Source organism: Thalassobacillus devorans, from assembly GCF_011761345.1.
Taxonomy (GTDB): Bacteria; Bacillota; Bacilli; order Bacillales; family Halobacillaceae; genus Thalassobacillus; species Thalassobacillus devorans.
Genome location: NZ_JAASRY010000001.1, coordinates 1398459 through 1411236, shown reverse-complemented (window position 1 = coordinate 1411236; position 12778 = coordinate 1398459). Strand labels below are relative to the sequence as shown.

Annotated in this window: 16 protein-coding genes; 15 read left to right on the top strand and 1 reads right to left on the bottom strand. The window is 42.0% G+C overall.

Annotated elements, in window-relative coordinates:
- Positions 1-21 precede the first annotated feature (21 nt).
- A complete protein-coding gene (locus FHS45_RS06995; RefSeq protein WP_085508707.1) occupies positions 22-129 on the bottom strand; it encodes a YpzI family protein in 108 nt (35 codons plus the stop codon).
- A 104-nt stretch (positions 130-233) separates the two neighbouring features.
- Between FHS45_RS06995 and FHS45_RS06990 the strand changes: the two genes are divergently transcribed.
- The 15 genes from FHS45_RS06990 (at position 234) to ndk (ending at position 12737) form a co-directional block, all read left to right on the top strand.
- Entirely contained in the window at positions 234-836 is a 603-nt protein-coding gene (locus tag FHS45_RS06990; RefSeq protein ID WP_148350145.1) for a YphA family membrane protein, read from the top strand.
- On the top strand, positions 833-1726 hold the full coding sequence (locus tag FHS45_RS06985) for a YIEGIA family protein (RefSeq protein WP_062446399.1): 894 nt from the start codon (positions 833-835) through the stop codon (positions 1724-1726). The genes FHS45_RS06990 and FHS45_RS06985 overlap by 4 nt, the downstream gene beginning before the upstream one ends.
- Positions 1723-1914, top strand: a complete 192-nt coding sequence (locus tag FHS45_RS06980) for a capping complex subunit for YIEGIA (RefSeq protein ID WP_062446397.1) — start codon at positions 1723-1725, stop codon at positions 1912-1914. Before FHS45_RS06985 ends, FHS45_RS06980 begins: the two co-directional genes overlap by 4 nt.
- A gap of 271 nt (positions 1915-2185) precedes the next feature.
- The gene (der, locus tag FHS45_RS06975; protein WP_062446395.1) at positions 2186-3496 is read left to right on the top strand and encodes a ribosome biogenesis GTPase Der; all 1311 of its coding nucleotides are present in this window, start codon (positions 2186-2188) and stop codon (positions 3494-3496) included.
- Between the two features lie 19 nt (positions 3497-3515).
- Positions 3516-4550, top strand: a complete 1035-nt coding sequence (locus FHS45_RS06970) for an NAD(P)H-dependent glycerol-3-phosphate dehydrogenase (protein ID WP_062446393.1) — start codon at positions 3516-3518, stop codon at positions 4548-4550.
- Positions 4551-4627: 77 nt separating this feature from the next.
- Positions 4628-4888: a stage VI sporulation protein F gene (locus FHS45_RS06965; protein WP_062446391.1), complete on the top strand. Its 261-nt coding sequence runs from the start codon at positions 4628-4630 to the stop codon at positions 4886-4888.
- A gap of 284 nt (positions 4889-5172) precedes the next feature.
- Positions 5173-5370, top strand: coding sequence for a DUF2768 domain-containing protein (locus FHS45_RS06960; RefSeq protein ID WP_062446389.1), 198 nt, complete (start codon positions 5173-5175; stop codon positions 5368-5370).
- 23 nt (positions 5371-5393) lie between these two features.
- Positions 5394-6113 carry a hypothetical protein gene (locus FHS45_RS06955; protein ID WP_062446387.1) on the top strand — a complete coding sequence of 240 codons (720 nt, stop codon included), beginning with the start codon at positions 5394-5396 and terminating at the stop codon, positions 6111-6113.
- Between the two features lie 180 nt (positions 6114-6293).
- Positions 6294-7772 (top strand): stage IV sporulation protein A, encoded by a 1479-nt coding sequence (gene spoIVA, locus FHS45_RS06950; RefSeq protein WP_062446385.1) that lies wholly within the window; start codon positions 6294-6296, stop codon positions 7770-7772.
- A 1159-nt stretch (positions 7773-8931) separates the two neighbouring features.
- The gene (locus tag FHS45_RS06945) at positions 8932-9204 is read left to right on the top strand and encodes an HU family DNA-binding protein (RefSeq protein ID WP_037985717.1); all 273 of its coding nucleotides are present in this window, start codon (positions 8932-8934) and stop codon (positions 9202-9204) included.
- Between the two features lie 166 nt (positions 9205-9370).
- Positions 9371-9595 (top strand): trp RNA-binding attenuation protein MtrB, encoded by a 225-nt coding sequence (mtrB, locus tag FHS45_RS06940; protein WP_371872035.1) that lies wholly within the window; start codon positions 9371-9373, stop codon positions 9593-9595.
- 108 nt (positions 9596-9703) lie between these two features.
- Positions 9704-10498, top strand: coding sequence for a heptaprenyl diphosphate synthase component 1 (locus FHS45_RS06935; RefSeq protein WP_229717860.1), 795 nt, complete (start codon positions 9704-9706; stop codon positions 10496-10498).
- A 3-nt stretch (positions 10499-10501) separates the two neighbouring features.
- Positions 10502-11209, top strand: coding sequence for a demethylmenaquinone methyltransferase (locus tag FHS45_RS06930; protein ID WP_062446378.1), 708 nt, complete (start codon positions 10502-10504; stop codon positions 11207-11209).
- A gap of 16 nt (positions 11210-11225) precedes the next feature.
- Positions 11226-12200 carry a heptaprenyl diphosphate synthase component II gene (gene hepT / locus FHS45_RS06925; RefSeq protein ID WP_062446376.1) on the top strand — a complete coding sequence of 325 codons (975 nt, stop codon included), beginning with the start codon at positions 11226-11228 and terminating at the stop codon, positions 12198-12200.
- 90 nt (positions 12201-12290) lie between these two features.
- Positions 12291-12737, top strand: a complete 447-nt coding sequence (ndk, locus tag FHS45_RS06920; protein ID WP_062446374.1) for a nucleoside-diphosphate kinase — start codon at positions 12291-12293, stop codon at positions 12735-12737.
- Positions 12738-12778: the final 41 nt, after the last annotated feature.

Sequence of the window (12778 nt, the reverse complement as noted above, 5' to 3'; positions counted from 1 at the left end):
TTACTTTAGAGGCAGCTTTTTTCATTTCGATTCAACAGAAGTAGTACCTTTTTTTGCTTTTTTGACATCACGGTCTGATTCTACTCTTCTTTCTTTCTTTAACTTTGATTCTTGACGATCTTTTCCCAAAGTTATCCCTCCTTGCTTGTTATTGTCCCCGGGCAAATTTAAACTATGAGGTTTAAATATCAATGCTTACATCCATAATGTTAAAAAGAAAGGGAGTAGGACAAGTGGAAACAGCATTATTTTATTGGTTCAGCTGGATGGTATGGATAGCTGTGGTCTTTTTTTATGAGGATGAGTATTGGCGTACAAGATTTGCCACTGGACTTCTGATTTTTCTCCTGCTTTCCGAGCGTTATCTATCCCTGACAGAAATGACCCTCTCCTGGGCTTTAGTGTTTATATGGACAAGCGCACTTTTGTTTCTTCTTAAAATTAAGGCCACCTTATGGCAGATGAGTTATCTGGTGACATTCGGTATCATGCTTGCCGGTATCCATTTGTTTCTTTTTATAAATCCTGTATGGTTAATATTCCCTGCCCGGACAATTGTGATGATTCTTTTCCTGATGCTGCTCACGGTAATGACCAGACATCCGTGGCAGCGTATAATGATGTACGTTTTTGTTGCATCCACCGGCAATTTATTGAGTGGCTATATCCTGACTTCTTATGGGCTGATACATTCCATAGGCCATATTAGTGATCTGCTGTTTCTGATAAAAGGGGTATTTCTCTCGCTTGTGCTGCTTGCCTTGCAACATCTTAAACAAAAGATTATGGAAGCGGCATATAAAATAAAATGGAGAACGGAGCGTTTTGGTCAATGAATGAGTATACTTATCCTATTTTATTCGGAATCATTGTTGGTACAAGTATGAGACTCCTCATGTTGCGGACGGATTATCGCCAATATCCTACCTACCTGCATGGTAAAGTGATTCATATATCTTTAGGGTTCATTGCGGCTTCCCTGGGCACATTTGCTGTGCCTTCCATTATGGAAAAAGAATTTACGGCAGTTACATTTCTCACCCTGGCTGCATCTCAATTCCGAGAAGTGCGTAACATGGAAAGGAATACGATGAATGAATTGGATGAATTTGAACTGGTACCTCGAGGCAAAACGTATATCGAAGGTATAGCCGTAGCTTTTGAAGGTCGAAATTATCTGGTTATTATCACTTCATTACTGACCACTTTGGTTTATTTATCTGTAAATATTTGGGCTGCTGCCGGTACAGCAGTGGTACTATACTTAATATCGAAAAAATTAATGACCGGTTCCACTTTAAAGGACATTGTAAATATCAAATATGTAAAGCCGCATTTTGATGGAGCAGGCTTATATGTAGATAATATTTATATCATGAATATCGGACTTCCGGACAGGCAGGAAGAGGTTTTAAAATATGGCATGGGCTTTGTATTGGAACCAAAAAACTTCAATATTCGTTCAACCATCGCAAATCTTGGCCAGAGACAAGCTATTCTTCATGATGTATCAGTTACCTTAGGAGTGTTCAGGGACTCCGGTACACCTGCACTTGTACCATTGATCAAAAGGGATTTAGACGATGGAAGAATCGGTGTCTTCATTTTGCCTCAGTATCAGGATATTGACCGTGCCATTAAAGCGATTGGAGCTGTGCCAGTCTTAGAGAATGCAATCCGTATGCCATCAGAATCCCGACCGGAAATGGAGGGTAAAAATCAATGAATATCGAAAAGTCTATTTTAGCCGCAATCACGACGGACCATTCAAGAGATAGGGTGGGCGGCGGCATGCCGATATTCTACTGTGAGACCCAGGAGGAATTAGAAATGGTAGCTGCTAATTTGGAAGCCATTATCGATGGCATTGCCCATGCATTAAGCAAAGATTTATATGTCATCGTAAAACATTGAAAAAGATTGTCTCTTGACAACTTGTTTGCTAGAATAGTTACGTACAAAGTATGGAAAAGCAGACTTTTCCTACAAAATAAAGTGGATAGTCAGTCAGGGGGGTTGACTCTAAGAGAAGGGTGATACCGGCATGATGATCATGCGCCGGCAATCATCTCTTGAAGTGCCCTCCTTTTTTTAATGCCGTATATTGCAGATACCGCATGCTGATAAACTGCTTTGATTTCAAAAAATAAAGAAATAATGTCAGGCAGAAAGGATGTTACCTTTCATGAGAAAATCAGTCGTAGCCATCGTAGGCAGACCGAATGTAGGTAAATCAACGATATTCAACCGCCTTGTTGGCGAAAGAATATCCATTGTAGAAGATATTCCAGGAGTAACAAGAGATCGTATTTACGCTCAAGGAGAATGGCTGAACACCACTTTCAACATCATTGATACCGGTGGGATAGAAATTGGTGATGAGCCATTGCTGGTGCAAATGAGAGAACAGGCTCAGGTGGCCATTGATGAGGCAGATGTCATCATTTTTATGGTCAATGGCCGGGACGGTATTACGGGAGCGGATGAGGAAGTCGCGAAAATACTTTACAAGTCTAACAAACCTGTAGTACTTGCGGTAAACAAAGTTGACAACCCGGAGATGAGAGAAAATATTTATGAGTTCTACTCTCTTGGTTTTGGTGAACCTTATCCAATATCAGGTACTCATGGACTTGGATTAGGAGATATGCTGGATGCAGTTGTGGACCATTTCCCCGAAAAGGTTATAGAAGCGGAAGATGATGATACGATTCGTTTTAGCTTGATAGGCAGACCGAATGTAGGTAAGTCTTCCTTAGTCAATGCATTGCTTGGTCAGGAACGAGTAATTGTCAGTGATATAGCTGGTACTACCAGGGATGCTATCGACACCCCTTTTGAAAAAGAAGGAAGAGACTTTGTGATCATCGATACAGCAGGAATGCGGAAGAAAGGGAAAATTTACGAAACCACGGAAAAGTACAGCATCCTCCGTGCCCTGAAAGCAATAGAACGATCTGATGTTGTTTTGACATTGATCGATGCTGAAGAGGGGATAATTGAACAGGATAAAAAGATAGCGGGCTATGCGCATGAAGCAGGGAAAGCAGTCGTCATTGTTGTGAACAAGTGGGATACTGTCGAAACAAACGAAAAAGCCATGAAAGAGTTTGAACAAAAAGTGCGGGCACACTTTCAGTACCTTGATTACGCCCCTATCGTGTTTTTATCAGCAAAAACGAAAAAACGCATGCATACACTGCTTCCTCAAGTGCTGAAGGCTAGTGAAAATCATGCCAAACGAGTACAGACCAATATATTAAATGAAGTGATTATGGATGCATTGGCTATGAATCCTGCTCCAACGGTAAAGGGTCAAAAGCTGAAAGTGTTTTATGCGGCTCAGGTTTCTGTAAAGCCGCCAAGCTTTGTCGTTTTTGTCAATGCTCCTGAATTGATGCATTTTTCCTATGAACGTTTTTTAGAAAACCGTATCAGGGAAGCCTTTGGATTCGAAGGTACGCCTATTAAAATATTTGCCAGAAGACGTAATTAAAGAAAGGGGCGGAAGGAAGATGGAAAAAGTAGCAGTAATTGGTGCCGGAAGTTGGGGCACAGCTTTAGCTCTTGTACTTGCAGATAACAAGCATGATGTCAGTTTATGGACACATCGAAAAGAGCAGGCAGAAGAGATAAACCGCACACACTCAAACCCGAAATATTTAGAAGGGGTTACCATCCCTTCATCAATTAAAGCCCATTATGACTTGGCTGAAGCGGTCTATGGTGCATCGCATATTTTACTAGTAGTACCCACCAAAGTAATGCGGGAAGTGTGTCAGCAATTAGCAGAGGTAATCGATCATCCTGTGACGATTACCCATGCATCAAAGGGCATTGAGCCTTCTACTTACAAGCGGGTTTCGGAAGTGATTGCAGAGGAAATGCCTGATAAGCTGTACGAGGCAATTGTTGTCCTTTCCGGTCCGAGTCATGCTGAAGAGGTCAGTCGTCGACAGCCTACCACGGTGACCGTCTCTTCGGAAAATCTGGAAAAAGCCGAGGCCGTCCAGGAGCTATTCATCAACGAAAGGTTCCGTGTCTATACCTCTCCTGATTTGGTAGGTGTGGAGTTGGGCGGGGCTCTGAAAAACATCATTGCGCTTGGTGCCGGGATATCGGATGGTCTAGGGTACGGCGATAATGCAAAGGCAGCACTGATTACAAGGGGTCTTGCGGAAATCACGAGACTCGGAGTGGCGATGGGCGCCAATCCATTGACGTTCTCTGGTTTATCAGGAGTTGGTGATTTGATTGTCACCTGTACCAGTCCTCACAGCAGGAACTGGCGGGCTGGCAACTTATTAGGCAAGGGGAACGATTTAGAAGAGGTGCTTGAAAAGATGGGGATGGTCGTTGAAGGAGTACGAACCACCAAAGCTGCCTACCAGTTTGCCGAAGAGCAGCAGGTAGAGATGCCAATTACTAATGGCCTTTATCGTATACTGTTTGAAGATGCAAAACCAAAAGATGTCGTTGATCAACTGATGACCAGGGGTAGACGACATGAAATGGAGGCCTTGAGTAATTTATTAGGCGAACAGCCATAAATATCTTCTCGATCTCTCACAATACACCCTCTAATGCATATGATATGTTGAATGTTATGCACGAGGAGGGACATTGAGTGAGTGATTTTCAAAGGAATCTTTTTGATCAAATTCAAAAGAAATCAAATGTATCGCCTGATGAAATATTCAAAGTAGCCGATTCAGTAAAAAACGCTGATTTTTCAGATGAAAAGACAATCCGTCAATTAGTGAGACAATTATCAAGGATGGCTAATAAACCAGTTTCCAAGGAAAAGGAAGACAAAATCGTTAAGGCGATCATTAACCAAAATATGCCGCTTGATATGAACAGTTTGAACCAACTATTTAAAAAATAAACGGTGGTTGGGCATGTGATTATACGGGCATCCCATCAACTGCATAAGATAACTCGCAGCAACCATTCTATTTGAGCTGCCGTGGGGATTATTTAGTCAAGGGGCTGCAACAGGCTCATTGTTGGAAAATAGGCGGGTGGAAAATATACCGACCTAAATAGATAGAAATTTTCCAATTAGATCTTGCTGCAGTCTCATTTCTTATGCATTCATTGTGGATTTGGACAACCACTATGGTATAATACCTGAGGTGAATATAGAGTTAATCGATTGGGGGAATACGAATGTCTACTTCCATGTTGAATATGTATATATCTTTTGCTGGCATCATCTTTATGTTTCTGGCCATTGGGCTCATTATGCTGAGCAGGTACAAATTGAAAGGGATTCTGGCGGGGATTGTAGCGGTTCTGGCTTACATATTTATGATTTTATCCGGGCTTATTATCTTTTATATCGTTTTCAGCGGACCAACCGGTTAGTAGCTGGCAAGGGAGGCTTATATATGAAAATCAAAGGTATCGTTGTAGCTTTATTGACATTATTCCTTTTGACAGGGTGTTTATATCCGGATGATCGTCTTTCCAAAAATAACGTTCCTAATGAGGTTCAGCTTGAGAATATTCAAAGAGCGATCGATTCCTACAGAGAACAAGAACATGGGCTATTACCGATTAAAACCAAAGAACAAGACACTCCAATCTTCCAGAAGTATGTCATCGATTTTAATAAATTGAAAGAAAAGAGTCTTATTTCTGAGACACCAGGTAATGCCTTTGAAAATGGAGGCGTCTACCAATATGTTTTAGTGGACCCGGAGGACAATCCTACCGTCAAATTGATAGATTTGCGTATTACGGAGGAGCTTCGTTCGATCAGATTACAGATTAATCGTTATGAGCAAAACAACCAATATCCTCCATATAAATCTCAAGTTTCCAAGGGGATATTTGATTTGGATTATGAAAAGCTCGGTCTGGATGCGCCGTTGACGGTTACCAGTCCCTACTCTCAGGAACCATTACCCGTCTATATTACGGGAGGCGGAGAGTTAGTGGTGGACTATCGAAAGGATTTATATAATTATATCCAAAATAAAGACCATGATTATCAGCCAGGAGATGATATCCGATATTTATTGTTGGATCATTCACCATTTGTGCCGGTATATTCTCCCCCATATACGATAGAAGATGGGGAGCCGGTTTTTATGTCGGAGGCATAGAGGAAATAAATATATCATAAGCATAAGAGACTGGACAGATCAACTGGCCGGTTCCTTATGCTTTTTTTGTTGGAGAAAAAGGTGAAAAAACAGTCATATTCTATTAGGACAACAACATAGAATCATAATGTCATAGCTCGTATAAGTTTTATGAGTCGAGGCAGATCAGGAGGGGATCTTTTGGAAAAAGTCGATATTTTCAAAGATATTTCCAAACGGACGAATGGAGATATTTATCTGGGTGTTGTCGGGGCGGTCCGTACAGGTAAATCCACATTCATCAAGAAATTCATGGAACTGGTGGTTTTGCCGCAAATGGCAGATGAATCTGATCGAGAACGGGCAATGGATGAGCTGCCGCAAAGTGCTGCCGGGAAAACGATCATGACTACGGAACCTAAGTTTGTCCCGAATCAGGCTGTTTCTGTTGCTGTGGATGAAGGTCTGGACGTGAATATCAGGCTGGTAGATTGTGTAGGGTACGCAGTTAAAGGGGCGGTAGGATATGAAGATGAAAACGGGCCTCGAATGATCAACACCCCTTGGTATGAAGAGGCTATTCCGTTCCACGAGGCTGCAGAAATTGGTACAAGAAAAGTCATTCAGGATCATTCGACCATTGGAGTAGTAGTAACCACCGATGGTACTATCGGGGAAATTGAACGCAGTGAATATGTTGAAGCGGAAGAACGAATTGTCGAGGAAATGAAAGAGGTTGGAAAGCCTTTCATTATGGTAGTCAACTCTGTTCAGCCTTATCACAAGGATACAGAATTACTCCGTGAGGAACTGAGTGAGAAATATGATATCCCTGTCATTGCTTTGTCCGTGGAAGCCATGCGGGAAGACGATGTAAACAATGTGTTGAGAGAGGCGTTATATGAATTCCCTGTCCTGGAAGTAAACGTCAACCTCCCAAGCTGGGTGATGGTATTGGAGGAGGGACACTGGCTAAGGAACAACTTCCAATCTGCCATTGAAGAAACAGTACAGGATATCAAACGTCTGCGTGATGTCAGTCGGGTAGTTGGTCATTTCGATGATTATGAATATATCTCAAGAGCAAACCTTTCTGGTATGGAATTAGGAGAAGGTGTAGCTGAAATCGACCTCCAGGCCCCGGATCAATTATACGATGTTGTACTAAAAGAGATTGTCGGGGAAGAAATCAGGGGGAAAGATCATCTGCTGCAAATTATGCAGGACTTCTCACATGCAAAAAGAGAATATGATCAAGTGGCAGATGCACTTAACATGGTAAAGCAAACAGGGTATGGAATTGCTGCTCCAACGCTCCATGATATGGTATTGGAAGAACCTGAAATAATCAGGCAGGGTTCAAGGTTCGGCGTACGTTTGAAGGCAGTTGCTCCTTCCATCCATATGGTGAAAGTTGATGTCCATTCAGAATTTTCACCGATAATCGGAACAGAGAAGCAGAGTGAGGAACTAGTCCGGTATTTAATGCAGGACTTTGAAGAGGATCCATTATCGATATGGAATTCTGACATCTTCGGTCGTTCACTCAGCTCAATCGTACGTGAAGGAATTCAGGCAAAATTGTCACTCATGCCTGAAAATGCCCGCTATAAATTAAAAGAAACACTGGAAAGAATCATTAACGAAGGTCAAGGCGGAATGATTGCAATTATACTATAACGGCTCTTGAGAGGGCCGTTTTTTTATTTTTTGACACTGTTAAATCGCAGGATTGATATTACAGTTAAGCTCCCTTTAGTGGAAGACTCAGTTTCAAGATAAGTTGTTTCCGTCACGTTAGTAACGGTAGGGAGGTCCGGGAAATTACTCGCTTTCCATGGGCGTACGGTGAGCTTCCTCGGGCAGAAGCCCTGCGGGATCTCACCATGTACTATGCTCCCATAGGAGTCTCGCAATTTCCCGGACCTCCTAGCGTTTGTATGGGTAACTGAAACGCTATACGTCAGTATTGAAAGTTATAAAATGGGGGAAAAGCGGATTCTATGCAAATTACAATGCAAGAACCTTGTTTTCGGCTATTTTGGGGCCCGTTAACTTTCATAACAGCTGAAACGGTGAGACTCCCGTGGGAGAAGGAACCAGACGAGACCCCGCGGGGAGTGAAACGACGGAGGAGGATCGGCGGCTCCCCACAGGAAAGAAATGAATGCGTAATCGCCTTGGGAGACACGACACGCATAAGCAGAACAGCAAAAGGGAAGGGCTCTTTCTTCCCGTTGATGGACAGCTTATGTCGCGAGTGTCTAGGCGATGAAGCTAGAAAGCGAACCGTTTCCCAGCCGCCCTTACTCCGGATTCAGCAACGGACCTCAAAATTCTCGAAATCAAGTCTTCGACTTTTTAGGCTATGTTTTTGAATGGCTTTCTTATAAAAAATCAATAACAACGTTTAACAGACTATATTGTTGACGTATAATATACTAAGGTTTTCGCCGTATGTACGCGGCGAAAAGCCTTAGTTTTTCAGTGTCTTTGAAAATTTTTTTTCGAATTAGCAGGAGATTGAAAGCAGGGTGTCGTAATATCGTAGAGAGCCTATCTTGAAATCTTCATAAACGCTGTCATACCAAGGCCTGCAGGTTTCTTGCATCCTGAAAATTAATATGGTACGCTTCATGTACCGCAAGGGTGCTTAACCGGTAGAAATTGCGGTATTAAGCGGTTTTGGTGCAACTCTCTATTGAATTTCACTGAAATCTCGTTTAATATAAGGCATGTCATCAAAACAATGATGACCGCTTGTTCAAATTGAATGTTCCAGGACATCCGCTAAGGAGAGCCCTGAGAATGGATTATCGCCCGAGAGGAGGTGAATGTCATGAACAAGACAGATCTAATCAACACTGTTTCTGAAAAAGCTGATCTTTCTAAAAAGGATGCTACAAAAGCAGTTGATTCCGTATTTGAATCAATCATGGATTCACTTAAAGATGGTGACAAAGTACAATTGATTGGTTTCGGGAACTTTGAAGTACGTGAGCGTGCTGCCCGTAAAGGCCGCAACCCTCAAACTGGTGAAGAAATCGAAATTTCTGCCAGCAAAGTCCCTGCGTTTAAACCAGGTAAAGCCCTTAAGGATGCTGTTAAGTAATTTCCTACATAGGGCAAGTGGAAAAAGGGTGCCATTTGCGCACCCTTTTTTTCATGGTATCAATTGTGAATTACTAGCCAGAATATAGACAATAGGAAACGGAAAAATTGACATTCTATTCAATGTAAGCGATATTAAATTTACAGAATAAGGGGAGTGGTTTGAAGTGGATTTGAAAGGAAACGATTTCTTTGTTATCAAAGCTTTAGAGGACGGAGTCAACGTAATTGGATTGACCAGGGGTACCGACACCAGATTTCATCACTCAGAGAAACTCGATAAGAATGAAGTGATGATTGCTCAGTTCACCGAGCATACTTCAGCTGTAAAGATCAGAGGCAAAGCATTAATCCAGACCAGTCATGGTGAAGTGACAAACGAAGCTGATTAATGGATGTGTTTACTTAGATGTTTCATACATAACGGAGGCATTCTACAACGAAATATGCTATAATACTTGTGTTGTAAACGCCTTTCAGAAAGGACTCAGGTGATCCAGGTGAGCAATGTTGAACATGAAATCCAAACGCTAAAACAAAAAATAATTGCTAAAGTTCGCCATCCTTTTTTATCGAAATTCATTCCTGAACCGGTGATAGATGAGGACAAGCTGATGCTCTTATCCTCTATTATGGATGATACGGCATTACCTGAAGTAAAAAAAGAGCAATACATTATAACAACCATGCTCGTTCAAGTAGCGTTGGATACCCATGACCTTGTCACTTTGACGGATGAAGACGAAGAACAGGAGACGGTCCGCAGCCGTCAGCTGACAGTGTTAGCCGGAGATTATTATAGTGGGATGTATTATTATTTACTATCTCAGTTAGACGATATTCCAATGATCCATACGCTGGCCTCTGCTATAAAAGATATTAATGAGCAAAAAATGGAGCTTTACTATAAAGATGTAGGATCGTTCCAGGAGTTCATGAACGGTTTGAGAGATATTGAATCCTTGTTGATTCAGCGTGTCGCTTCCTATGTTCAACGGACCACCATAAATGATGTAGCTGGTGAATGGCTCCTTACTAAAAAGCTGTTGAATGAGAAGAAAAACATTCAAAATAACGGATTCTCTCCGTTATTTGATTTATTGTTGAAAAGTCCAAGGACAAATACTAGCTATTCTCAAATGATGAATACGGTAGAAAATATCATCCAAAAGAATATGTCACGGCTGGAAATGACTATTTCACAGCTTCCTTTACATTTTAATCAGCTGAAATCATACGTTCATTCAACCTTGGACGACCATAATTACACGAAACAATTTGCAGAAGAGGGATAAAGCATGCCACAGACCAAAGAAGAACGCGTGCATCATGTATTTGAAAAAATCTATCAGCGCTACGATGTGATGAACTCAGTCATATCCTTTCAGCGGCATAAAGCCTGGCGTAAAGATGTCATGAATAAAATGGACGTCAAGAAGGGGGAAAAAGCCCTGGATGTCTGTTGTGGCACAGGGGATTGGACAGTGGCTCTGGCTGATAAAGTAAGTAAAGATGGAAAAGTGATCGGACTTGATTTCAGTCATAATATGTTATCAGTCGGCATTAAAAAGAAATTGGAGTATGGTTTGAGTCAAATCGAATTTGAACACGGTAATGCGATGGATCTACCATTTGAAGATAATAGTTTTGACTATGTGACAATTGGGTTCGGGCTGCGCAATGTGCCGGATTATCTTCAAGTTTTAAAGGAGATGACAAGGGTCGTCAAACCAGGAGGTAAAGTGATTTGTCTGGAAACCTCCCAGCCCACCATGCCTGGTTTCAGGCAAGCCTATTATTTTTATTTCAAGTACATCATGCCTGTATTCGGTAAATTGTTTGCTCGAAGCTATCAGGAATATAGCTGGCTTCACGAATCTGCAAGAGATTTTCCAGGGAAAGAGGAATTGAAACAGATGTTTAAGGAAGCCGGGTTAAGTAATGTAAAAGTTAAATCTTTTACCGGTGGAGTCGCAGCAATGCATATGGGAGAAAAATTATCATAACACAAGGGTGGGCACCATGAAGTTAGCTATGATCTATTCTTTTTTAAAACAAGATTTAGCGAAAATTGAAGAGTCTATCAATAACACCATACAAGCCCAGCACCCTGTATTACGTGAAGCTTCTACCCAGTTATTAGCCGCAGGAGGGAAACGGATCCGTCCTGTTTTTGTATTATTGGGAGGAAAATTCGGAGATTATCGCTTAGAGCGTATGGAGGCAGTGGCCGTATCTTTGGAACTTATTCACATGGCCTCGCTTGTCCATGATGACGTCGTTGACAATGCCCGGTTGAGAAGAGGGGAGCCGACGATCAAAGCGAGATGGGATAACAGGATAGCCATGTATACGGGGGATTACATATTTGCACGTTCATTAGAGTCCTTATCTGCTCTTGAAGACCCACATGCCCATCAAGTACTCGCAAAGACAATGGTAGAGTTGTGTCTTGGTGAAATTGAACAGGTAAAAGATAAATACCGACTGGATCAGAATTTAAGGGACTATCTGCTTCGAATCAAACGAAAGACGGCTCTCTTGATCGCGGCCAGTTGCCAGCTGGGAGCCATTGCTTCGGAGGCGTCGCGCCAATATGAACGGGCTCTCTATCGCTATGGCTACTTTGTGGGTATGTCTTATCAAATCATTGACGATGTATTGGACTTCACTGCTTCGGAAGAAGAGTTGGGCAAACCTGCCGGAAGTGACCTGTTACAAGGAAATATTACCCTGCCTGTACTCTATGCAATGGAAGATGAAGAGATAGCCTCAGAGCTGCACCTGCTATTCCAGGAAGATACGGAAAAACTGACCCCTGAAGACATCGCTCCTATCATAAGTAAGATTAAGGCAGGGGACGCCCTGGATCGTTCGCTGGAGCTCAGTGACCGTTATTTACAAAAAGCTTATCAAGCGCTTGATGTGCTGCCGGCAGGTCGAGCAAAACAAACATTACGCGGGATCGCAAAATATATTGGTAAAAGAAAGTCTTAACAGATTGCCACCATCGTTGGAATCTGTTAAAATTTTCTTCGGTGACGTTTTTAAGCGCTTACACAAATACATAATGATGAGGTGTTTAGGATGGAAAAAACTTTTTTAATGGTTAAACCTGATGGTGTGCAACGTAATTTAATAGGAGAAATTGTTTCCCGCTTCGAGAACAAAGGTTTCAAACTTGCTGGCGCAAAGTTGATGAACATTCCTTCCGAGCTTGCGGAAAAGCATTACGGGGAGCATAAGGAAAAGCCTTTCTTTGGGGAATTAGTTGGCTTCATTACTTCCGGTCCTGTATTTGCAATGGTATGGGAAGGGGAAAATGTAATCGCTGCAGCACGTCAAATGATGGGCAAAACAAATCCTCAAGATGCTATGCCTGGAACTATTCGCGGAGACTTTGGTGTCACTGTAGGGAAAAACGTCATTCATGGATCTGATTCACCGGAAAGTGCAGAACGTGAAATTTCCCTTTTCTTTGATGAAGAACAAGTGGTGACTTATGATAAAAATGATAATGACTGGGTTTACTAAACCAAACTAAAAACGTTCTTTTGGAAGAACGACCAGCTTGC